Annotated in this window: 18 protein-coding genes; 10 read left to right on the plus strand and 8 right to left on the minus strand. The window is 72.9% G+C overall.

Annotation, left to right across the window (positions count from 1 at the left end):
- Positions 1–138: 138 nt before the first annotated feature.
- On the plus strand, positions 139–957 hold the full coding sequence (locus tag ACZ5XZ_RS15875) for a hypothetical protein (RefSeq protein WP_468978158.1): 819 nt from the start codon (positions 139–141) through the stop codon (positions 955–957).
- A gap of 116 nt (positions 958–1,073) precedes the next feature.
- Here ACZ5XZ_RS15875 and ACZ5XZ_RS15880 read toward each other — a convergent pair whose 3' ends face one another.
- Entirely contained in the window at positions 1,074–1,463 is a 390-nt protein-coding gene (locus tag ACZ5XZ_RS15880) for a VOC family protein (RefSeq protein WP_468978161.1), read from the minus strand.
- A gap of 501 nt (positions 1,464–1,964) precedes the next feature.
- Between ACZ5XZ_RS15880 and ACZ5XZ_RS15885 the strand changes: the two genes are divergently transcribed.
- The 8 genes from ACZ5XZ_RS15885 to ACZ5XZ_RS15920 all read left to right on the plus strand — a co-directional run bounded on the left by ACZ5XZ_RS15885 (position 1,965) and on the right by ACZ5XZ_RS15920 (position 14,297).
- Positions 1,965–3,233 (plus strand): phenylacetate--CoA ligase family protein, encoded by a 1,269-nt coding sequence (locus tag ACZ5XZ_RS15885; protein WP_468978162.1) that lies wholly within the window; start codon positions 1,965–1,967, stop codon positions 3,231–3,233.
- Complete coding sequence (locus ACZ5XZ_RS15890) at positions 3,230–4,555, plus strand: MFS transporter (protein WP_468978164.1); 1,326 nt, start codon at positions 3,230–3,232, stop codon at positions 4,553–4,555. The genes ACZ5XZ_RS15885 and ACZ5XZ_RS15890 overlap by 4 nt, the downstream gene beginning before the upstream one ends.
- Positions 4,552–5,700, plus strand: a complete 1,149-nt coding sequence (locus ACZ5XZ_RS15895) for a GNAT family N-acetyltransferase (protein ID WP_468978166.1) — start codon at positions 4,552–4,554, stop codon at positions 5,698–5,700. The genes ACZ5XZ_RS15890 and ACZ5XZ_RS15895 overlap by 4 nt, the downstream gene beginning before the upstream one ends.
- Positions 5,697–6,875 carry a LuxE/PaaK family acyltransferase gene (locus tag ACZ5XZ_RS15900; protein ID WP_468978168.1) on the plus strand — a complete coding sequence of 393 codons (1,179 nt, stop codon included), beginning with the start codon at positions 5,697–5,699 and terminating at the stop codon, positions 6,873–6,875. Before ACZ5XZ_RS15895 ends, ACZ5XZ_RS15900 begins: the two co-directional genes overlap by 4 nt.
- On the plus strand, positions 6,872–9,415 hold the full coding sequence (locus ACZ5XZ_RS15905) for an acyl-CoA reductase (protein WP_468978169.1): 2,544 nt from the start codon (positions 6,872–6,874) through the stop codon (positions 9,413–9,415). The genes ACZ5XZ_RS15900 and ACZ5XZ_RS15905 overlap by 4 nt, the downstream gene beginning before the upstream one ends.
- Positions 9,416–9,586: 171 nt before the next feature.
- Positions 9,587–11,959, plus strand: coding sequence for a toll/interleukin-1 receptor domain-containing protein (locus tag ACZ5XZ_RS15910; RefSeq protein WP_468978172.1), 2,373 nt, complete (start codon positions 9,587–9,589; stop codon positions 11,957–11,959).
- On the plus strand, positions 11,956–12,399 hold the full coding sequence (locus ACZ5XZ_RS15915; RefSeq protein WP_468978174.1) for a hypothetical protein: 444 nt from the start codon (positions 11,956–11,958) through the stop codon (positions 12,397–12,399). Before ACZ5XZ_RS15910 ends, ACZ5XZ_RS15915 begins: the two co-directional genes overlap by 4 nt.
- A complete protein-coding gene (locus tag ACZ5XZ_RS15920; protein WP_468978176.1) occupies positions 12,396–14,297 on the plus strand; it encodes a hypothetical protein in 1,902 nt (633 codons plus the stop codon). Before ACZ5XZ_RS15915 ends, ACZ5XZ_RS15920 begins: the two co-directional genes overlap by 4 nt.
- 118 nt (positions 14,298–14,415) lie before the next feature.
- Here ACZ5XZ_RS15920 and ACZ5XZ_RS15925 read toward each other — a convergent pair whose 3' ends face one another.
- The 4 genes from ACZ5XZ_RS15925 to ACZ5XZ_RS15940 are packed head-to-tail and all read right to left on the minus strand — an operon-like array spanning position 14,416 to position 18,239.
- Entirely contained in the window at positions 14,416–15,030 is a 615-nt protein-coding gene (locus tag ACZ5XZ_RS15925) for a GTP-binding protein (protein WP_468978178.1), read from the minus strand.
- Positions 14,978–15,394, minus strand: a complete 417-nt coding sequence (locus tag ACZ5XZ_RS15930; RefSeq protein WP_468978179.1) for a DUF742 domain-containing protein — start codon at positions 15,392–15,394, stop codon at positions 14,978–14,980. Before ACZ5XZ_RS15930 ends, ACZ5XZ_RS15925 begins: the two co-directional genes overlap by 53 nt.
- A 48-nt stretch (positions 15,395–15,442) precedes the next feature.
- Positions 15,443–15,874, minus strand: coding sequence for a roadblock/LC7 domain-containing protein (locus ACZ5XZ_RS15935; protein WP_384427746.1), 432 nt, complete (start codon positions 15,872–15,874; stop codon positions 15,443–15,445).
- Positions 15,875–15,899: 25 nt separating this feature from the next.
- Positions 15,900–18,239: a sensor histidine kinase gene (locus ACZ5XZ_RS15940; RefSeq protein WP_468978182.1), complete on the minus strand. Its 2,340-nt coding sequence runs from the start codon at positions 18,237–18,239 to the stop codon at positions 15,900–15,902.
- Positions 18,240–18,794: 555 nt separating this feature from the next.
- On the opposite strand from ACZ5XZ_RS15940, the gene ACZ5XZ_RS15945 reads away from it, so the two are divergent.
- Positions 18,795–19,931 carry a substrate-binding domain-containing protein gene (locus ACZ5XZ_RS15945; protein WP_468978185.1) on the plus strand — a complete coding sequence of 379 codons (1,137 nt, stop codon included), beginning with the start codon at positions 18,795–18,797 and terminating at the stop codon, positions 19,929–19,931.
- 35 nt (positions 19,932–19,966) lie between these two features.
- Here the strand turns inward: ACZ5XZ_RS15945 and ACZ5XZ_RS15950 are convergent, their stop codons facing one another.
- The 3 genes from ACZ5XZ_RS15950 to ACZ5XZ_RS15960 form a co-directional block, all read right to left on the minus strand.
- Complete coding sequence (locus ACZ5XZ_RS15950) at positions 19,967–20,197, minus strand: hypothetical protein (protein ID WP_468978186.1); 231 nt, start codon at positions 20,195–20,197, stop codon at positions 19,967–19,969.
- A gap of 175 nt (positions 20,198–20,372) precedes the next feature.
- A complete protein-coding gene (locus tag ACZ5XZ_RS15955) occupies positions 20,373–21,632 on the minus strand; it encodes a vWA domain-containing protein (protein WP_468978188.1) in 1,260 nt (419 codons plus the stop codon).
- A complete protein-coding gene (locus tag ACZ5XZ_RS15960) occupies positions 21,629–22,894 on the minus strand; it encodes an AAA family ATPase (protein WP_468978190.1) in 1,266 nt (421 codons plus the stop codon). Before ACZ5XZ_RS15960 ends, ACZ5XZ_RS15955 begins: the two co-directional genes overlap by 4 nt.
- Positions 22,895–22,908 lie beyond the last annotated feature (14 nt).

The raw sequence follows: 22,908 nt of genomic DNA on the forward strand, positions 1-22,908 counted from the left end.
GCCAGTATGGTGCCGCCATCTGGGGGGTGGGGGCGGCGACCGGAGGAAACGGACAACCGCATGGACTACTGCGTGGGATGCGGGAGCTATCTCGATGGGGCGGAGGTGTGCCCGACGTGTGGCCGTGCCCACGGTGGCGTGGCCACCGGGTACCCCCCGGCGCGGCCGCACCCCCTCTACCGGAGCGGCGTCCCGCCGATGGCCGAGCCGCCGGTCCACGAGCACACGGGAACGCACGGGTACTACGGGGGCCTGGAGGCCCCGCACGCGTACGAGCAGACGCGGTCGTACGAGCCCCTGGAGTCGTACGAGGCAGGGCCCTTTCCCGAACAGGGCGGTGAGCCCGACGGACCCGGCCCGGCCGAGGGGGACTTCGACCCCGGCACGGCCACCGGCTTCGACGACCCCGGCACGGCCACCGGCTTCGACGCGGCTGCGGCTACCGGTCCCGGTGACGGCGACGAGGCGTACGCCTCCCCCCAAACGTCGGTGACGCGCCGCCGCGGCAAGGGCCCGCGCCGGGCGCGACGCCGTAAGGGCGGCAAGACCAAGCTGGCCCTCGGCGTCGCCGGTGGGGTCGTACTGGTCGGCGTCGTCGCGACAGGCCTGTCGGGGGAACTGCTGCCCACCGGCCCGACGCACGGAGGGCACACGGAGTCGCAGGCGTCGCCCACGCCCGTCGACGCGTCCGCCACCGCGCAGCCCGTACCGAGCCGGACCGCGGGAGAGCCGGCTCGTCCGTCGCACACCGCGAAGCCGTCGGCATCGGCATCGGACGTCGCCGTCTCCCACTCCGCGGTTCCCGCATCCGCGACCACGGCACCGCCCGTCGCCACCCGACCCACCGCCGAGGAGCCGCCCCGGCCAGAGCAGTCACCCACGAACGCGGGGTCGAACCCGACGCCCGCACCGCGCCCCACGCGGCCGCGGACCTGCTTCCTCTTCTGGTGCTCCTAGACGACTTCTGGTGCTCCTAGGCGATCGACGCCAAGGGGACCGGAGCCGGAATGCCGGCCGTGAGCCGCCGCCGAGGGCCGCACCCCGGTGCGAGGTGCGGCCCTCGGAGTGTGTACTTACGCAGGCCAGCCGCCGTAGGGCACGGTGATGAGTTCCATGGCGTGACCCGCCGGGTCCATGAAGTAGACGCCGCGGCCGCCGTCGTTGTGGTTGATCGTGCCGGGCTGCTTCTGGTGCGGGTCGGCGTAGTGCTCGATGCCGCGCCGCCTGATCTGCGCGTACGCCGCGTCGAACTCCTCCTCGGAGATCAGGAAGGCGTAGTGCTGCGGGGTGATCCTGTCCGCGGGGATCGTGGCGAAGTCCAGCGTGACGCCGTTGCTCAGGTCGACGGCGATGAACGGGCCCCACTCGGCGGTGATCTCAAGGCCCAACAGGCCCGCGAAGAACTCCGCGGACTCCCGGTTGTCCCGGGCATGGACGATCGTGTGGTTCAACTCAACTGACAAGGAATGCCTCCGTGGGCATCTCCCCACACCTCCATGCCTCACCCAGCCGGTGACCGACACGCGATGTGGCCATCGATCCTAATCGATGTCGTCTCCGCGGTGAGTCGGTGGTAGGCGGCCCGCCATGCGGAGCCGAAGACCGCGGCAGCTGCCGTGAGGTGCGGGCCGGGTGGCCACGGAAGTGATCGCGGTCGGTGTCCGCGGTCGCCAGCCCGACCATCGTCGCCCCACAGAATCGATAAAACAGAGGTTTCTGGTCAGCTTTGCCTTGCATGTGTCCAGGTGTGTCTCTCATGTGCGATATCTTCTACGGCGTTCCCTCGTGACGGAACGTCGGATGCGACGACGGCACGACGCCGGGAGGGCGGTACTCACGCCCCCCGCGGAACGACATCGAGAACCGGTACGTGACGCACGGGCGCCTCTCTGCGCCCTCGTCACAGCTTCGCCGTGCCGGCAGACCCCTACCGCCATCGTCCGCACCACCTAGGCAGAGGCCGCATGTCCGTTCATCCGTTAGCGCACCTCATACGTCACGCCCGCGATCACTCGCCCTTCTACTCCGAGCTCTACGCGGCGCTCCCGCCGGCCGTGACGGACCTCACCGCGCTGCCCGTCGTGGACCAGGACGCCTACTGGGCGGCCAACACCGTCCAGGACAACCGCGTGCTGACCGGGCCGCTGGCGGAGGCGGTCGTCTACAAGACCGGCGGAACCACCGGCGCGCCGAAGTTCTCGTACTACAGCCGTGAGGAGTGGCGGGAGTTCGTCACCGCCTTCGGCCAGGGCCTCGTGGACGCCGGGCTGCGTCCGGGCCACCGGGTGGCGGACCTGTTCTACGCCGGCGACCTGTACGCCAGCTTCCTCTTCGTCCTGGATTCCCTGGCGCATGCCCCGGTCGGCAACGTCCGCCTCCCGATCGGCGGGGCCGCTCCCCTGGAGACCACCGCCCCCGCGCTTGAGGACTTCCGGGCGCAGGTGGTGGCGGGCACCCCGACCACGCTGTGCCGGCTCGCCGCGCACCTGGTGAGCACGGGCCGTCAGCTGCCCGCGGTGGAGCTGCTGTTCTTCGGCGGCGAGCCGCTCTTCGCCGACCAGCGGCCCCTGCTGGCCGCCGCGTTCCCCAACGCCGAACCACGGTCGCTGGGTTATGCGAGCGTCGACGCCGGCCTCCTCGGCCGTCCCGTCCCCGGGCCGGACCCGCGCGTGCATCGCACCTTCACCCCGCACACCGTCTTGGAGATCCTCGACGAGACGACCGGGGAGCCCATTCGGGAGACCGGCCGGCCGGGGCGCGTCGTGGTGACCCAGCTCTACCGCCGCCTCATGCCCGTCCTGCGCTACCCCGCCGGCGACCGCGCCGAGTGGACGGACCCCGAGGCCGGCTGCTTCCGCATCCTGGGCCGGGCCGAGGAGGGAGTGCGCGTGGGACCCGTGTCGCTGTCCGCGCAGGACGCGCAGGACGCCGTCGCCACGGCGGATTCCGGCGGGCGCATAGTGGGCACCCAGCTCGTGGTGCGGCGCTGGGAAGGCCGCGACGGGCTCGTGCTGCGCCTGGTCACGGCGCCCGGTGACGACGGCCGGGGGCTTACGGCCCTGGGCCGTACGGTCGTCGACGGGCTGAACCGGGCCCGGCCGCTGTACCCGGAGAGCGTGGCCGCCGGGCACGTCCACCCGCTCACCGTCGAGTGGGCACACCACGCCGACCTGGTGGTCAATCCCCGCTCGGGCAAGCTGGTCCGCGTGGTCGACGAGAGGCCGACCGCGTGACCGCCACCGCCGTGAGGCAGCGGCGCAGGCTGCCACTCGTTCTGCGCAACCGTGCCTTCGGCGCGGTCTGGCTGGGCCAGGTGCTGACCCAGGCCGCGGTCCGCATGTTCCAGGTCGGTGTGGCGTGGTGGCTGGTGGCGTATGCGGTCGGCGCCGGGCGGGGGCTGGCGTCGGGCCTGTTCATGGCCGTCAGCACGCTGCCGGCCGTGGCGCTGGCGCCCGTGGTCGCCCGGGCCGTGGCCGGTCTCTCGCACCGGTCGGTGTTGCGTACGGCCGCGGCGACGGCCGGTGCCGCCGTCCTGCTGCTGGCCCTGGTGGCGTACGGCAGCGCGCCGCCGGCGGCGGCCGCCTACGCGGCGACGCTGGTGCTGGCCTCGTGCCAGGCGTTCTTCGACCCCTGCCTGACCACATCCGTTCCCGAGCTCGTCGACGACGAGGACATCGAGGCCGCCACCGGTTTCGAGCTGTCCACACAGTCGCTGGCGAGCCTGGGCGGCGCGCTGCTGGGCGCGCTGGTCGTGGACGCGGCCGGCGTGGCCGGGCTGGCCACCGGCTGTGCGGCCGCCTACCTGGCCGCCGCGCTCCTCGTCACGACGGTCCGCTTCCGCCCGGCCGCCGCGCAGGAGCCGCAGGACGGCGCGGCGGCCGGGGCCGGCACGGCACGCGGGTTGCGCGAGGTGCTGGCCGGGCTGCCGGCCATCCGGAAGATCCTGGTCTGCTTCACCGCGGCCAACCTGTTCACCACGGCCGTCTTCGTGGTCATCCCGCTCTACACCAAGTCGGAGCTCGGTGGCGGCGGTTCCACCGTGGCGCTGCTGGAAGCGGGGCTGGGCACGGGCACGCTGCTCGGCTCGATCACCGGCGCCCGGGTGCCCGGCCGGCCCACGCGCGTGGGGGCCGGTCTGCTGGCCGTGATGGCAGCGGCGTTCGCCGTGGCGTACCTGGTGGCCGGGCGGTTGGTCCTGGCGGGCTGCCTGGTGGTGGTCGGCTGGTGCGTGGGCGTCATCGGCGTGCGCTTCGTCGCACTGTTCCAGCGGCTCGTCCCGCCCGCGGACAAGCCCGGCTTCTTCGCCGTCATGCAGGCCGTGCTCGGCGCGTCCTTTCCCGTCGCCTCGCTGCTGTTCGGCCTGCTCGGCGACCACCTTCCGGCGCGGACGCTGTGCCTGGTGCAGGCCGTGGGGCTGGTGCCCGCGGCGATCGCGCTGGCGCTGCTGCGCGGACCGGGCGCGGACGACCGGGATCGCGGGCAGGCCGACGTGAACCGGCGGCCCCATCCGTCCGATCCTTCCCCCGAGTTCGTGGCCACCCGAGGAGAACGATGACCGCCGCGATCGACCCGGCGTCGCCGGCCGACATCGCCGAGCTGCGCCAGCTCTACTACGCCGTCTACGGGCCGCACTACCCCGGTGCTCTGGGTACCGACCCTGACGCGATGTTGCGGCTCATCGCCGACCCGGACACGCTCTGGCTGGTCGCGCGCTGCCGGGACACCGGTGCCCTGATCGCGTCGGCCGCGATCCACGGCGAGCCGGGCGGCCGCGTGGGCCGGCTGGAGGGCCTGGCCGTGCACCCCGGTCACCGGGCCGGCGGGCTGGCCTCGGCGCTCACCGACGAGCTGTGCCGGCGCACGCTGGGGACCCGTCGCCTGGACTCGGTGTACGCCACCGTCCGTACCGTCGGCGCCGGTCCGCAGCGTGTCGTCGCCCGCAACGGCTTCCGGCCGCTGGGCCTGCTGGCCAACGCCGTGGACCTCAGCAGCCGTGAAAGCCTCGCGCTCTACGCGCGTCACTCCGCCGGCGTGCTCGACCGCCGCATCCCCGTCGCCGAGGTGCCGGCCCCGTTGACCCCCCTGCTCCGCGCCGCCGAACGCAGCCTGGGCATCGACTACGGACTCACCCGCCCGACCGCACCGCGCCCCGTGCCGGCCCGCCCGGCCGCTCCGGCCGACCGGCTGGAGATGATCGAGGCACCCGGCTTCGTCCGCCGCCGCTTCCGCGACCGGTTCCCCGGCGCCGAGCGCTGGTTCTACCCCCTGCACCTGCCCAACACCCTGCTGGTGCCCGACGACGACGGTTTCGAGGTGTACGCCTACCTCAACCGGGCCGGGCGCTACTGCTCCCTGGTCGCCGCGTACCCCGAACCGGAGGCGGCGGCCGCCTGGCTGGAGCCCATCAACCGGGTCCTGACCAGGGCCGGCGCCGGTTACGTCGAGGCGCTGCTGCCGTTGGCGCGGCACGACCTGTTGTCGACGTTCCTCGCGCAGGGCTTCATCCCCAGCGCGCTCTATCCGGCGATGCGCCCCGAGCCCGACGGCGACGGCCGCCACGACTACGTGGTGATGTCGCGGACCGCCGAACAGATCGATTTCCGCGGCGTGGTCGCCGACGGCCCCCTGCAGCCCTACCTGGACGCCTACTTGTCGACCTGGGCGTCGACCTACCTGCCCCCTTTCGAGGTTGCCTCATGACCGTGAGCAGTTTCCCCGTCGTCAATCCCCACCTCGCCCCCGTCGAGGTTCCCGACCCCACCCTGCTGCCGCGGGTCCAGGAGCTGTGCGATCTCACCGATCCGTACGCCTGCGGCCCCCGGCAGGACGAGCTGTTCGCCGCGGCCATGGCGGAGATCAACGCCTGGCACGCGGACCGCTCCCCGTTCTTCCGCTCGCTGGCCGAGCGAGCCGACCGGGGCGCAGCCGAGGCGTACGGCGCTCCTCTCGTGCACGCCAACTTCTTCAAGCGGCACGAGGTGCTCTCGATCCCCCGGGACGCGGTGGAGCTGCACCTGACCTCCTCGGGCACCACCGGCCAGAAGTCGCAGATGTTCTTCGACCGTTGGACCATCCGCGCAGCCCAGCGCATGGTCGCCCGCATCTTCGAGCGCAACGGCTGGATCACTCCCGACCAGGACGTCAACTACCTGCTCTACAGCTACGAGCCCGCCCCCGGCCTGAAGCTGGGCACCGCCTTCACCGACAACTACCTGTGCGACTTCGCGCCCGCCCGGCAGGTGGAGTACGCGCTGCGGCACACCGGCAGCGGCCACGAGTTCGACCCGTTCGGCACCGTCGCGGCGCTACGGCGGTTCGCCCAGGACGACGTACCGGTGCGCATCCTGGGCTTTCCCGCCTTCCTCTGGTTCACCCTGGAGCGGATGCGCGCCATGGAGCTGCCGCCGCTCCGCCTCCCGGAGGGCTCCCTGATCGTCCTCGGCGGTGGTTGGAAGGGCCACACCGACCGGCAGATCGGCAAGGAGGAGCTGTACACACGCGTCACCGAGCAGTTGGGTGTTCCGTCGGAACGGATCCGCGACACCTTCGGCTCGGTCGAGCACTGCGTTCCCTACATCGAATGCGACCACCACCGGCTGCACGCCCCCGTGTGGTCACGGGTGTGCGTCCGCTCGACACGCACTCTGGAGCCGCTGCCCCACGGCGAGCCCGGTTTCCTGCACCTGGTCTCCCCGTACATCACCTCCGTGCCCGCGCAGAGCGTCGTCATGGGGGACCTGGCGACCCTGCAGCCGGGCCGGGAGTGCCCGTGCGACCTGGACACACCCTGGTTCACCGTCCTCGGCCGGGCCGGAGTGAGCCGCAACCGAAGCTGTGCGGTGGCCGCCGCCGAACTGATGAAGGGACTGTCGTGACGACACCGCCTGCGAGCACACCAGCCGACCTCCACCACTACTGGCAGAACGTGTTCATCGGCGACGAGGAGGCGGGCCGCCGCCTGACGACCCTGGCCGACACCGTCGAGGCCGTCCTCGCCACCCCGATCGACACCGCGGCCGTGCTGTCCGCGTGCGACGCGCTGGCCACCGCCCTGCTCGACCCCGCGCACCCGACGCGGCTGCGCCTGGCCGCGCAGCTGCCCCCCGACGAGGACGAGGGCGTGCTCGCCGAACTGGGCCTGGCCCTCACCCGCGCCGAGCTGACCCGCAAACTCCGTCGCGAACTGGGCGGCACGGCGCCCCAGCGGCTGACCCGGCCCGACGCGAAGGAGACCGTCTACGAGGCGTGGGCACCGGTGGGTCTGGTGGCCCACATCGCGCCCGGCAACGCCGCGACCGTCGCCCCGCTCAGCGTCGTCGAGGGCCTGCTCGCCGGCAACGTCAACGTGCTCAAGACCAGCTCCGGCGACCCGCTGTTCGCCCAGCACGTCCTGGCCGAACTGGCCGCGCTGGACCCGACGGGAGCCATCTGCGAGCGCGTGATCGTACTGCGCTTCCCCTCGTCGCGGCAGGAGTGGCTGCGCATGATGTGCGCGCCCGCGGACGCGGTCGCGGTGTGGGGCGGGGAGGCGGCCGTCGCGGGCGTCGCCGAACACGTACCGCCCGGTTGCCGCCTGGTGGAGTGGGGCCACCGGATCTCCTTCGCCTATCTGGCGCGCGCCGCCTGGCACGACGACCAGGCGCTCGCGGCACTGGCCGCCGACGTCTGCGCGCACGAGCAACAGGCGTGCTCCAGCCCGCAGGTGGTCTACCTCGACACCGACGACGAGGAGGAGGTCTTCGCGTTCGCCGAGCGCTTCGCCGGCGTACTGGCCGCGGCGCCCGCCCCGGCCGCCGACGCGCCCGGCATCGCTGAGGAGGCGGAGGTCACCACCACCGAGCTGCTCGCCCGGCTGGAGGAACACCTCGGACTCACGCGGGTACACGCGGCGGCCGACGGCTCCTGGCGCGTGCTCGCCGATACCCGGCCGGCGCTCACCGCCTCCCCGCTCCACCGGAGCGTCTGGGTCAAGCCGCTGCCGCGCAAGCGCGCCCTGGCCACGCTGCGGCCGATGCGCCGCTACCTGCAGACGGCCGGCGTGGCGGGCGACCGCACCGACGTCGCCGAACTCTCCCACCTGGTGCTGGCCGCCGGCGCCACGCGCGTCACGCCACTGGGCGGGATGCTGTCGGGCTACTCCGGCGAACCGCACGACGGGGTGTACGCGCTGCAGCGCTACAGCCGCCGCGTGGCGGTGCAGGCCGACGAGCGGTTCGCCACCGTCGCCTGCCTCGACGATCTGGTACGCCCGGTGCCGCCGCCCGCGCAGCGCGGGCCGCTGCGCGACAAGGCCGCGGTGCAGGAACTGAACGAGCAGGTCTCCCGCGCCGACGCCGAGCTGTACTTCCGCAGCGGCGGCAGCACCGGCACCCCCGCGCTGTCGCTGTTCACCTACGAGGACTACGACGCGCAGATGCACGCCGCCGCCCGCGGCCTGCTGGCCGCCGGCTACGACCCGCGCCGCGACCGGACCGCCAACCTCTTCTACTGCGGCGGCATGTACGGCGGGTTCATCAGCTTCTTCTCCATACTGGAGCGGCTGGGCGGCGTGCAGATACCGCTGGCGGCCGGCCCCGACCACCGGGCGACGGCGCAGGCGCTGGTGGAGTGCGAGGTCGACACGCTGTTCGGCATGCCCTCGTACCTGTGGCAGCTGCTGCACGACCAGAGCGACCTGCTGCGCGCCTACGGCGGGATCCGCCGGATCTTCTACGGCGGTGAGCACTTCACCGCCGAGCAGCGACGGGTGCTCGTGGAGGACTTCGGCATCGAGACGGTCCGCTCGCTCACCTACGGCAGCACGGACCTGGGCCCGCTGGGCTACCAGTGCACCGAGAGCACCGGGGGCGTGCACCACCTCCACGCCGATCTGCACGCCCTGGAGATCCTCGACGTCGACGAGGACCGACCGGTGGCCCACGGCGAGACCGGCCGGCTGGTGTTCGCCACGCGTGCGCGGCGGGGGCAGGACCTGGGCCGATACGTCATCGGCGACCTCGGCCGAGCCGTACCGGGCCCCTGCCCCTGCGGCAACCGCGCCCCGCGCTTCGAACTGCTGGGGCGGCTGGGGGAAGTGATGCGGGTGGCAACGCACTTCCTCAACTACCGCCGGTTCGTCACGCTCGCCGAGGAGTCCCTGGGCCACCGGGGCGAGACGCAGATCGTGCTCGCCCACGACGGGCTGCGGGAGCAACTCACCGTCCGCCTGGAGCGGGCAGGCGGCGAGCCGCGGGCCCTACGGGCGCGCGAGGTGTTCCTCGCGGGCTACCCCGAGCTGCGGTCGGCCGTCGCCGAGGGGCTGCTGGAGCTGGAGGTGACGGAGACGGACTGCGCCGGCCTCGAACGGACCCCCGGCACCGGCAAGCTGCGGAGCGTGGTGGACACCCGCCGGCAGCCGGTCACGGCTGCTGACTGAGTCGCCGGACCTGGGACACGACCGAACGCCGCTCGGGCCACCGCGAGTTACCCCTGTGTCAGTGCCGACGGGCATAATCGGGTGACCGTGCCGGGCCGCGGCGTTCGCTCGTGTTCCGGAATCCGGGTGCGTTTCTACGGGGGGACGGTGGAGAGCGAAGACCGTCGGCGGATGCCGACCTATGACGCGTTCGTCAGCTACAACACCAGGGACCTGGCCGTGGTGCACCGGCTCGCCGAAATGCTGCACGAGGAGGGCTTCCAGGTCTTCCTCGACGACTGGTGCCTGGTGGCGGGGGAGCCGTGGCAGGAGCGCCAGAACGAGGCGCTGGCCAACAGCCCCTGCTGTCTTGCGATGTGCGGCCCGCACGGCCTGGGTCCGTGGCAGAACGAGGAGGTGCGGCTCGCGGTCAACGCCCGGGTCAGCGGCCGCTCCATGCGGGTGATACCCGTGCTGCTCCCGAACGCCCCGGACTCGGCCCTGGAGCATCTGGACTTCCTGGACCGGTTCACCTACTGCGACTTCCGCGGCGGGCTGGACCAGCCCCGTTCGTTCACCCGCCTCTGTGCCGGAATCCGCGGCGAGGCACCCGGCCCCCCGGAGCCGGTGGCAGCGGCGTTACCGGGCGGAGCGACCGACGCGGACCACCGGTCGGGCTTCAACGCCCCTGCCGGCGGCTGGCGACGAAGCTCCGTCGTGGCGGCGGCCCGCGCCGCGGCGACGCCGGGTGGGGCCCCGGTGGTGCTGTGCGGACTCCCCGGCATCGGCAAGACGCATGTGCTGTGCGACACGGCGGACGACCTCCGCGTCGGCCGGACCGTCCTGGCCCTGTCCGCGGGAGGGACCACCGCCGCCGAGCCCCGCTTCCTCGTGGACGAGGTCAACGGCCGGCTGGACCGTGCGTTCGGCCGTGGGCTGGCACGCGAGGACCTGTACCTGCGCGACTGGCCGGACGCGCTCGCGGCCCTGCTGGCGCGCGTCGCGGACGAGCCGCTCCTGGTGCTGTTGGACGACCTCGGCACGGACCAGGTCGGAAGGACGATTCTGCGGTCCTTCGCCGGTCTCCGTGACTGCCTGGTCCTGGCCACCGCCCAGGAGCACTTCGCGGACGCCACCGAGGTCCGGCACCTCCTCGTGCCACCGATGTCCCGCGCCGAAAGCACCGACTTCATCGCCCATATGGCGCAGAGCACGAACCTCCCGGTGGACCCGGCGGAGCTCGCGAGGCAACTGCCGGGCGATGTGCTGTCCCACCCGCTCGCCCTGCGCACCTTCCTGGCACACACCGCCTACGTGCCCGCGGCTCTGCTGATCCGCCCCGACCTGCCCTCCGATGTGCTCTCCGCACGGAAACTCGTGGCCACTGCGGTCGCCCGACTTCCGGAGGTGCACCGCAAGGCCCTGGCGTACGCCGCGGTGCTCGACCGGGTGCCGCCGGCGGACCTCCTCTCGGCCGGGATGGCCCTCCCGCCGTGGTTCACCGCCGCGCTGTCCGATCTGGTGCCGCGCTGCCTCGTCGTCCATGTCGCCGGCGGCATCGAGGTGCCCCAGCTCGTGAGGCAGGCGCTGGACGATGTGGACCCGACGGCCCGCCGGGCCGCCCTGCACGACATTCTCGCCGAACTGGCGGGGCCGGCGGCCGAGGCGGAGAGCGAGGTGCTGGCGTCGCTCGCGGGCGTGCTGGCACCCGTGGCCCTGGTGTCGGTGGAGACGGGTGAGTGGCGGGCACTTCGCGACGCCGTCCCCGACCGGGTGCTGGACCGCCTCAACGCACGCGGTTTCTGGAAGGAGTACGTCCTGCTCACCAAGGCACTCATCGAGGCGGTCGACGGCCTCGGGGACGAAGCGGACCGGGTCCGCCTGCGGGTCCGCCTGTCCCGCAAGATCGCCCAGCTCGGCGACACCAGGTCCGCCTGGCAGTTGGCGCGCGAATGCGAGTCGGTGCCGGGAGCCGCCGACTCACCCGCCCTGCGCGCCGAGCTGGCCGGGCAGCGGGCCTTCCTGTCCTATCTGCAGGAGGACGACCGCTCGACGCTGCACGAGCTGGGCGTCTGTGTCGATCTGCGGACCCGCACGGGCGACGCCGCGGGCCTGCTGATCGCCCACAAGCTGGAGGGCAACGTCCATCTGCGCCGCGGGAGGTACGGGGAGGCCGCCGCGGCCTACCGCACCGCCCTGGCGGCGGGCGGCAGCGCCGCCGACCCCCGGCACCGTCTCGACACGGAGGCGAGCCTGGCGATGTGCGAGGCGCGCCTGGGCTCACCCGAATCAGCGGTGCGGCATCTGGAGCGCACGGTGCACGAGATGCGCGCCCTGTCCCTGACCATCGACCTGCCGCGTGCGCTGCACGGGCTCGCCCTCGTCTACGAGCGGCTGGGGCTGCCGGCCCGGGCATTGGAGTCGGTTCGGCAGGCCGCCGCCACACCGGCCCGGGACCCCGCGGTGCGCAAGGCGGTCGACCGGATGCTGTGGCGGTTGGAGAACCTCCAACAGGTGACCCGGCTGGCGGGGGACGGGCGGAAGGCAGAGGGCGAGCCGCGGTGATCGGACGAAAGACGCCGGCACGGCTGATGAAGTCGGCGCTGCGCGCCGGCGGCCTGCCGGACTATCTGCGCGAGTCGTTCGTCCAGGCCGCCCCCGAACGGATGAGCAAGCGGACCGGGGTGCTGCTGCGCGGCCATCTGGCGCTGCTGGTGCACGCCTCACGGTCGGACGACTCGGTGCTGGACGCCGGGGACGCCTTCGGCGAACTGCGCAGCCGCTGGGCCGCCGAGGGCGGGGACACCGCCGACCTGCTGAAGCTCGTCAGAATGGTGAACTACCGTGCCCAGGCCCTGCACGCGCCCGTGGCCGGTGAGCCCGCGGAGGAGACCGGCCCCGCCGGGCTCGCCCAGTTCTGGGCGTCGAGCGGTCACGACATCGAGGAGCTGTCCGGGTTCCTGGCCGATGTCGACCAAGAGGCCGCCGATTGGCTTCCGGGGTGAGCGGCACGAGCGCGTCGACGGCGCTCGCCGCACTGCTCGACCACGCCCGCCGGCACGTCCCGCACTACCAGTCGCTGGTTGCGCCGGGCCCGGTGACCGGGGAGAACGCGGTCGCCGTGCTGCGCCGGTTGCCGCTGCTGCGCCGTACGGCCGTCCGGAGCGAGCGCCCGCGCCTGTGGTCGGCCGAGGGGGACGCCAACCGGTGGCGGCGGGTGCACACCACCGGAACGACCGGTGCGCCCCTGGAGGTCGTCGTCGACGACGCGGCGCAGCAGGCGGAGCTCGCCGCCCTGGTCCGGCATGTACGGCGTCACCTCGATGGGCCTGCCGGTCTGGCGATCACGCATCTGACGCTGCACCTGGCGTCGACCTCCCGGGCGTCGATCGCACCGGACCCGCCCGGCGTCGCGCTGGTCAAGTGGAATCTGAGCCGGGCCTGGCAGTTGCCGGACGAGGAGTTCCGTTCCGCGCTGGGGGAACTGCGCGGGAAGGTGATCACCGTGATGCCGAGTGTGATGGCGGCCCTGTGCGACCGCCTCGGGCCGTCCAGCGGGGTGCGGCCGCGGTTGGTCGTGCTGTCCGGTGAGCAGTTCACCGCCGGGCTGCGGGAACGGATCCAGGAGACGTTCCACTGCCCGGTCACCGCCCTCTACACCCTCGCCGAGGCCGGCATCGTCGCGCACGAGTGCGGGCAGAGCGGGACCTACCACGTCGAGGAGACGGCTGCCTTTGTGGAGGTGGTGGGGGACCAGGGGGATCCGCTGCCACCCGGGGTCGCCGGTGACGTCGCGGTGACGCCGCTGGTGAACCGCGCGATGCCGCTTCTGCGCTACGTCAACGGGGACCAGGGCGTCTGGGTCGACGGGCCGTGCGGCTGCCGGCGGCCCGGTCCGCGGCTGCGGCTGCTCGCCGCGCGCACCCAGCACGCCCTGGTGACCGGGCCGAGCGGCCGCGCGGTGCGCAGGATCGATCTGGCCAAGCTCTCCCGGCAACTCGACCTCGGCGTCTCGCGGATCGTCAGGGACGGCGACGAGGTCGTGGTGGAACACCACGGCCCGCGCCCCGCCACGGACCTTCAACGGACCACGATCGCCGCGGCGTTGCGCGCGTTGCTGGGAGCCGACCTGACCGTCCGGACGCTTCGCACGGCGGGCACGCCCTCCGCCGCCGGGCCGCCCGCGGATCCGGGCCCCGTCCGGCCCGCGTTCCTGCCGCCGGGGGACATCGCGGCCTGGGCCCACGGCGTGCTGCGGGACCGGCCGGGCGTCCTGGCCGCCGTCCTGACCGGCTCGACGCTCGACCCGGCGGCCGTCAGCCGCTTCAGCGACATCGACATCACGGTCGTCATCGACGACGACCCCTGCCAGGAGCACTGGTACGCACTGGCCGCGGCCATGAACCGGCACCTCGCCACCCTGCGCGTCAACGTCACCGAGGCGGCCGGGCCGGCGAGGTCCCCGCTGGTCGCCTGCCGGCTGCTGGCGGAACGCCATCCCGTGGTCGGCACACTGGAGGAGGCAGGGGTGACCTGGCCGACCACCCAGGCCCTGGCGGACGAGGCCCGGTTTTGGACCCAGAACGCCGAGAGCGTGCTGTGGACCCGGCTGACCGCCGCCGACAGACAGCGCACGGACCCGGTGCGGGACGCCTGGCTCGCCTCCCGCTTCTGCCTCGACGCGCTGCGCTACCGGCTGTTGTGCGAGGGCGAGCGGGTGACGGCGGCCCGTCATGTCCTGCGGCGGGCACCGGAGTGCGGGGCCCCGGACGCGACCGGCATCCGGCGGGCCTTCGCCGTGGGGCGCGAGCACCGCCCGCCGCCGGCCCCCGGATCGCCCGAGGCGGACGGGTTCCTGCGGGCCGCCCTGGCCTGTGTGCGATGGCTGGGCCGGTCACTGTGAGTCGACAGGAGGGACGTACGAGGTGAGCGTCCTCGGTACGGGCGGTCTCGTACCGCGATCTCGACCAGGACCAGCGGCGGCTGTCCGCGCTGTGCGGCGTCCACCCCGGGCCCGGCAGTCAGCTCCCTGCGGTGCTCTCCGCGCGGGACAGGGCGGCTTCGAGTACGACCAGCAGGGCGTCGCGGACCGAGCCCGTGTGGCGTGCGTCGAAGACGAGGAGCGGGATGTGGTCGGAGACGTCCAGTGCCCACCGGACCTCGTCGAGGTTGTGGTGGACCTCGCCGTCGAACGCGTTCACGGCGACGGCGAACGGCATGTTCTTGTGCTCGAAGTAGTCCACCGCGGCGTAGCAGTCGTCCAGGCGGCGGGTGTCCACGATCACCAGAGCGCCGAGAGCGCCCTCGACCACGTCGTCCCACATGAACCCGAACCGGTCCTGGCCCGGCGTGCCGAACAGGTAGAGCTTCAGCGTCGGGTCGATGGTGACGCAGCCGAAGTCCATGGCGACCGTGGTGGTGGTCTTCTCCGGGGTGTGGGAGAGATCGTCCACGCCCGCCGCGACCTCGGTGATGGCGGCCTCCGTGGTCAGCGGCCGGATCTCGGAGATCGCACCCACGGCCGTGGTCTTGCCGACGCCGAAGCCGCCCGCAATGACCAACTTGACCGGTACCGGCGGCTGTTCAACCGCTGTCGCGGAGTGTGTCCCGTGAGTCGGGGACGGCGCGGAGACCATCAATAACCCTTCGCAGTACGGAGATGTCCTGGGTTGTCCTGGCGTTCGGGACGTGCACCGTCAGATGTCCGGCGGCACGCAGGTCCTCCGCCAGCACCCGGACCACGTTGAGGTGCAGGTGCAGCCGCGCGGCGAGTTCCGCCACCGACTGCGGCCTTCGGCAGGCGGCGATGATGTCGTGTGGTTCGAAGGCGAGCGAGCCCAGGGCGGAGAGGCCGGACGACGTCGCCACGACCTGGGTCTCGACCGGGAGCGGTGGGCCGGCGCCGCCGCCCGCCACCCGGCCGGCGGTCAGCAGGAAAGGCCTGATCGCGGGAGCGCGGCCGGCCGGTTCCGACGGTCCTGGTCCACCTGCGGCCATCATGATCCTCTTCTCGGCGCCCGCGCCCCTGGCTCCGCGGTGCGGGACGGGTCAGCGGGCCGGTGCGGCGCCGGCGTTGTTCTTGAGCTCCAGCACCAACTGGGGGGTGAGCGCGCTCCCGGCCCGGTTGGCGAAGAGGGTCATCTCGTAGGCGATGTTGCCGAGCTTCGCCTCCTTCGAGGTCACCACGCCCAGGACGGCACCGCAGCCGATGGCCGACACCAGAACATGGCCGCCCTCCAAGTCGATGATGACCTTGTTGAGGCCGCCGAGGCCGTAGTTGCCGGACGCCCCGGCCGCCAGGCTGGTGACGCCCGACACGATTGCCGCGAGCCGCTCGGAGTCGGCCTGTTCGCGCAGTTGGGACACGGCGATCAGCAGACCGTCGGAGGACACCGCGATGGCGTCGACGACGCCGGCGGTCTGGGTGGCGAACCGGTCGAGCAGCCAGGTGAAGTCGGCCGCGGCGGCTGTCAGGTCCATCGGCTCCTCCCGCTCGGAGCTGCTCTTACCTGTCGGCGTGGTCACTGCCCGACTCCTTCCGGGGTTGCTGGTGGTGCGAGGGTGCTGGATCCGTCGGGGCAGTGGCACTCTCCTGCTCTGCCCTGCGGACGGCGGCCTCGAATTCGTCGAGTTCCGAACGGACCGCGTCGGGGTCGACGGGCCGGCGCAGGGCCTGAGCCCCACGGTCGGCCGTCGGGGTGGTCATGTCGAGCGTCGCACCCCGTACCCGCCGCCGCAGCGGCCGAGCGGACTGCGCCGGCCGCGGTTCGGCCGCGGGGGCGGTCCGCTCCGCGTCCGCGCCGTGCGGGAGGCGCCGGGGGACCTCGCCCTGCCGCTGGCCGGGCGCGGCGGCGGGACGCACCGGCAGGGGCGTGGCCAGGGCCGGCACCGGCTGGAGCGCGGGCGCGGTGGACTCCTGCTCGGGCGCTGCCGGGAGTTCCGACGCGGCCTGGGGCCCGTCCGCTGCCGGGGACGGCGCGGCGGCGGGGCTCACGGCCAGCAGGAGCGTGGCGGGGAGCCAGACGGAGCCGGTGACCCCGCCGCCCGGGGTACGGCTCAGGGTGACCCGGATGCCCGAGCGACGGGCGAGGCTGCCGACCACGAACAGGCCGAGGACCTTGGTCGGCACGAGGTCGAGCCGCTCCCGGCGGACCAGCCGGGAGTTCTCCTCGCCGAGCCGTTCCGTGCTCATGCCGAGGCCGTGGTCGATGACCTCGATCAGGGCACCGCCGTCCGAGGTGATGTCGGTACCGGGCCGGACGACCACCTCGACGGGCGTGTCGGACGGGGAGAACGAGACCGCGTTCTCCAGCAGTTCGGCGAGCATCAGCGTCAGATCGTCGACGACGTCGGGCCCGACGGTGAACTCCGTCTCGGACCGCAGGGACACCCGCTGGTAGCCCTCGATCTGGCCGAGGGCGGCCCGTATGACGTTGGCCAGGGTGGTCGGCCGGGCCTCCACCTCGGGGTCCCGGATACCGGCGAGCAGCATCAGGCTGTCGGCGTTGCGCTGCAGACGCACGGCGATGTGGTCGATGCGGTACATCCGGTCCAGGATGTCGGGGTCGGTCTCCTCGCGTTCCACGGTGTCGATCAGCATCAGCTGGCGTGAGGTGAGGTTGCTGACCCGGCGTCCGACGTTGCCGAACATCTCGGCCACGTTGCGGCGGCTGAGCACCTGCCGCTCCAGCAGCGCCGCGGCGGTGACCTGCACCTGGTTGAACGCCTCGGCCAGGTGGCCGATCTCGTCGCGGACCGGGACGGGGATCGGCCGCGGCCGCAGCGGGGTGCCCTCCGCCGACTCGTCGTCCTCGACCCTGGCGAGTTCCTCGCCGGCCACGTCGACCACCTGCTGGGCGGCACCGGTCAGGGCCGCCAGCGGGCGTACGACCGAGCGCCGGACCAGGACGGAGAAGGCCAGCCAGGAAGCGAAGCCGAGCAGGGCGAGGCCGAGCATCGCCAGCGCGTTGTGCAGGGCGCTCCGGGACAGGCCGTCGGCCCGGACGGCGATCTGACCGATCAGCGACCGGGTGATGTCGAGGCGGGCCTCGGCCTGCCGGGTTCCGGCGGTGATCGCCTCGCGCAGCTGACGCGGGCTCTGGCCCTGCAGCGAGCCCGGATCGATCTGGAGCTCCGCGAACTGGGCCTCGATGCCGTTCTCCTCGGCATCCCGCTCGATCCCGCCCAGGCGCAGGGCCTGGTCCGGGTCGGCGATCCTGCCGAAGCGCTCGGTCTGCTCCTCGTAGAGCTTGTGGGCGCCGACCGCACGGGTGTACTCGGTGAGCGCGTTGGCATCCCGGGTCTGGGCGGAGAACACCCCGCTCTCGAAGGCCGCGTGGGCGGCGTCGGCCCGCAGCACCGTGTCGAGGAGTTCGGTGACCGAGGACGACGAGGTGCCGACGAAGCGATCGAGGCCGATGCCGTCGATGAGGTAGCCGACCGCGGCAGCGTACGCGGGATCGATGCCGGCGGCCGGAATCGATCCCCGCTCGACCTTGTCGCGCAGCACGGCGAGGCCCCGGATGTAGTCGAGGGCCTGCGCCTCCTGCCGCGGCAGGCCCGCCCCGAACGCGGAGCGCACGGCGGTGACCTGCTCATCGGTGTCCCGCTGCGCCCGGCGGTAGGCGGCGGTCGACGGCAGGGCGGCGCCGGGCCGGACCGACTCCTGCTCCACGGACAGCAGCAGCGCCTGCCGGTGTTCGGCCTGCACGTCGTTGATCAGGCGCGTGACCTGTTCGCTGTCGCGCACCAGCTCCGCGCTCCGGCTGGCGTCGACGGCCTTGTCCACCTGGGAGTTGACGCCGAGGCCCAGCAGTACGCCGACGACCGCGACGGGCGCGATCACCAGAACGTTGAGTTTCCGCCGGAACGGCCATCGGTCCAGGAGGACGCCCGCCCGCTGACGGAACCGCGGCCTCGACGGTGAACGCCGAGACGGGTCCGCTTCGTGTGGCGGGTCCACTGCGTCGACAGACACCCAGCCTCCTTACGACGTGCTCCTGAGCGGTGACCGAGGTGTCGTTGTCGCCGACCGCCGACGATGGGGAAGTGTGGCGTTTGCGCAGTTCACCCCAGATGTGAGCGAAAAGATCGCGCCACATGCCCGACCGGCCGTGAACACTACCGCTTGTGCACGCGCATGCAACACATGGCAGCAAAGGCCAAGCGGTATTCAACTCTTTGTCACTTTTGGCGGGTTGTCCCACGGCGGGGTGCCGGCCCGGTGAACGGGTCGGTGTCCGTGGGGGAGTGGTGCGCGGACCGCCCGTTCCCCCACAGGGTCGGCGCCGGTGGCCTGTGCCGTACCTTCCGGAGGCGGATGCTCCGCCGGGCCTCGCCACCCGTAACCTGTCTCCCCCCACCCCAACCCGTATCCTCAACCTGCCCTGCGAGGAGACCCGTGCACCCCACCCGCAAGGCGGTCGTGTCAGCCGCCGCACTCCTGGTCATGGCCGCTGCCGGCTGTGACTCCGACGCCGGCACCACCGCGGCCCGCAAGGACTCCGCCAAGCCCGGGTGCCCCACCACCCTGTCCAGGGCCAAGGAAGCGGTCGCGAAGGCCGAGGAGGCCAACGCCCCCTGGAGAGGGCCCACCACCGGGCCCGAGGCCGCCCACGGCAAGAGCATCGTCTATATCGCCCAGACCCTGACCAACCCGGGCGTCGCCGGGGTCGCCCAAGGTGTCCAGGAAGCCGCCAAGATCGTCGGATGGCACGTGCGCACCCTCAACGGCCAGGGCACGCCCGACGGCATCCGGGCCGCGTTCAAGCAGGCCGTCGGCCTCAAGCCGGACGGCATCGTCGTCGGCGGTTTCGATCCCGGCATGGCCGCGGAGAGCGTCAAAAAGGCCAACCGGGCGCGCATTCCGCTGATCGGCTGGCACGCCACCGCGGTTCCCGGCCCCAGTGAGGATCCGCAGCTCGTCAGCAACATCACCTCCCGGGTCGAGGATGTCGCGAAGATCAGCGCCGACTGGATCATCGCCCGGTCCAACGGCCGCGCGGGCGTCGTGCTGTTCACCGACACCTCGATACCGTTCGCGAAGCGAAAGTCCGACCTGATCAAGAAGGAACTCGCCACCTGCTCCGGCACCAAGCTGCTGAGCTACACCCACATCCCCATTCCCCAGGCCAACAGCCGCTCCATCGGGGAAGTCCGCTCCCTGCTGTCCCGTTTCGGCCGCAAGTGGACCTATTCGGCCGCCATCAACGACCTGTACTTCCGCCATGCCGCCCCCGCCCTGCGCGCCGCGGGCAAGGACGGCGCCGGGGCCCCGTTCAACATCGGTGCCGGTGACGGTGACCCCTCGGCCTTCGAACGCGTCAACGGCAAGGAGTTCCAGGCCGCCACCGTGCCCGAGCCGCTCTCCGAGCAGGGCTGGCAGATCGTCGACGAGTTCAACCGCGCCTTCGCCGGGGCCCCCGACAGCGGGTACGTCGCCCCCGTCCACATCGCCACCGCCGCCAACAGCGGCGGCGCACTGTCCTGGGACTCCGAGGGCTACCGCCAGGCCTACCGCAAGATCTGGGGCGACTGACGCGTTCCCCTGGGCGGGGGCCGGGGCCGGGGCGGTTACAGGATCAGCCCCGCCCCCAGCGCGGGGACGACGGCGGCGTTGCTCTCGGGACCTTCGGAGAAGGCCTGGGCCGGTGCGGCAAGGGCCAGACCCCCCAGGGAGAGCAGAACGGCGGTGGCCAGAACGGTGAGGGAACGGCGGATGTCCTTCATGGAGTCCTCTCGCTGCGTGGCGGACTGCGCGCGGTACGCGCGGCGCGGGCCGGCGGGCTCCGGCGCCAGGTCCATCGATCCGCAAGAGCGTTTCCCCTGCTTCACCTGTGCAAACGCGGAGTCACTCCGGTGCCGAGAAACGGAAGAGCTTGCCGGACCGGCCGGCGAAGAGACGGCCGCGACCAGTCGCGCTCCCGGTGACCTGGCCAGGTAGACCCTGCCCATGCCGCGGGGGGAGTGTTTCCCGTGCTCAACGACCAGCAGGTGCCGACCCGATGGACACCACCCGTGCCCACTCCGGCGGCGAGTCCGGGACGTAGTCGGGATCGTCCTCGTCCCACGACCGGGCCGCGCGCTGCCGAGGGAACAGGCCCACCACGGTCCGGCACGGTGGCCGGGTGTCCGGCCAGGGTGTCTGCCCGTCGGTCAGCGCCACCAGGACGTCCGGTCGGGGCCGGGCACGGAGCGCCTTGCTGAACCCCGTGCGCAGATCCGTCCCCCCACCGCCCAGCAGCGGGATTCCCTCGGCCCGGCACAGCGGGTGCACGACCCGGGCCGCCGCGTCGCAGGTCAGTACGGAGACCAGGTCCCGACGGCCGCCCACGGCCCGGGAGATCGCGGCGACTTCGAGGAGCGCGCTGCCCAGTTCGGCGTCGCTGACCGACCCGGAGGTGTCGATAACCACGGAGACCCGGGGCGGCCGGCGCCGGAGGCTCGGCAGGACGGCGCCGGGCACCCCCGCGGAGCGCCGCGACGGCCGGCCGTAGGTGTAGTCCTCGCCCGCGCCGGAGCCGGAGGCCGCCGAGCGGACCGCCGCGCCCAGCAACTCCCGCCAGGGCTGCGGCGGATGGAACGCCTCCTCCGCCCACCGCCGCCATCCCTTCGGGGTGTTCCCCGGACGCGCGGTGATGCCCTGCGCCACCCGGAACCGCACCGCGTCCCGTTCCTGCTCGCTGAGGCCGTGTGCGCCGTCCGGTCCCAGGTCCCAGTCCCGTTCCAGCCCGTCGGCGCCACTGCCGCAGTCCAGCCAGGACAGGCTCTGCGTATACGGACCGAGCCGGAACTGGCGCAGGTAGTCCTCCATCAGCTCGCCCTCGGGCAGCCCCAGGAACTCCGGTTCGACGGCGCCTTCGGGCCGGACCAACCCGTCACCGAACGCGTCGTCGTTGATCTCGCAGTCCGCGGCGATGTTCATCCGCAGCCGTTCCCCCGGGCCGGTCAGTCCGCGCTCCCGCGCGACCCGGTCGCTGCGCCCGTGGTGATCGCGCAGCAGGTGGGACACCTCGTGCACCCATACCGCGGCCAACTCCTCCACCGGCGTACGGTCCACGAACGCCGGGGAGACGTAGGCCCGCCAGTGCCGGTCGACGGCCATCGTCGGCACCCGCCGGGATTCCACGGTGTGCAGCGCGAACAGTGCCGTCGCCAAGTAGGGCCGCACCCGGGCGGCGTGGAGCCGGGCGGTGTAGAGCTTGTCGAGGTCCAGTGCCCCCGGTGCGTCGGGCGTCATCGTCCGGCCTTCGCGGCGACCGCCGCGGTCCGGGCCGCGGCCTGGTCCGCCCGCTGGGAGAGGGACACCACTCCGGCGAGTCGCTCGATCGACGCCGGAACGTCCCAGTCCTCGCGGCGCAGGGCGGCGAGGGTCGTCGCGGGGACGACCACCAGGTCCGGGGCTCCGGTCTCCACCGCCCGGACCAGGAGCGCCCACGCCGCGTCCCAGCGTGACCTCTCCGGGCGTGCGCGGACCGCCGCCACCACGGCGTCCAGCACCGCCTGGCGCAGATCCCCCCGCTCGGGCAGGGCGGCACCCGCCGGGTCGGCGAGCAGCACCTCGGGGTCCGGGAGGTCCATCCGGTCCATGCTCGCCAGCAGTTCCAGTCCTGGACCGTCCCCCACTGTGCCCCTGACCAGCAGGGAGAGCACTTCACGTGAGGAGCCGGCCGCGGTCGCGAAGGCGATCAGACACAGTGTCATCTCCCAGCTCCGCGGCGACGGCCAGGGACCGCCGCGGCGCGTTTCACTGCTGGGCAGCTGGTGTACGAGCCCGGGGCGGGCGGCGAGGAGCCCGGTCACCGCGCGGCGGGCGAAGTCCACGGCCTCGGCCAGCTTCTCCGGGGCGAGTCGGGGCAGGGTCGCCCGGGGCCACGTCCCACCGAGGCCGCGTACGACGACCTCGTGGTCATGGGTCCACTGGAGGTGAACGAACCGGTTGGCCAGCGGCGGGCTCAACTCCCAGCCGTCCGCCGCCGAGGACCGCGGATTGGCGGCGGCGACGATGCGGACCCCGGGCGGCAACTGCAGGGCGCCGATCCGCCGTTCGAGGACGAGGCGGAGCAGCGCGGCCTGTACGGCCGGTGGCGCGGTGGAGAGTTCGTCCAGGAACAGCAGCCCCCGGCCGGCCCGCACCAGCCGTACCGCCCAGTCCGGCGGCGCCATCGGGACACCCTGCTCCGCGGGGTCGTCGCCGACGACGGGCAGGCCCGAGAAGTCGGACGGCTCGTGGACACTGGCGATCACCGTGGTCAGCGGCAGGTCCAGGGCCGCGGCGAGCTGTGTCAGGGCCGCGGTCTTGCCGATGCCCGGCTCGCCCCACAGGAGTACGGGAAGGTCGGCGGCCACCGCCAGCGTCAGGGCCTCCAGCTGTGTGTCGGGGCGCGGTTCGGTGGTGGAGTCGCGCAGCAGGGCCAGCAGCTCGCCGGCGACGTCGAGTTGGGCGACGGGGCCCGGGCCGGAGGACGTGGCGGACGCGGAGAACGGGGCGTAAGTGGGCATGTGTGATCACCTGT

Source organism: Streptomyces sp. NPDC033270, assembly GCF_055576575.1.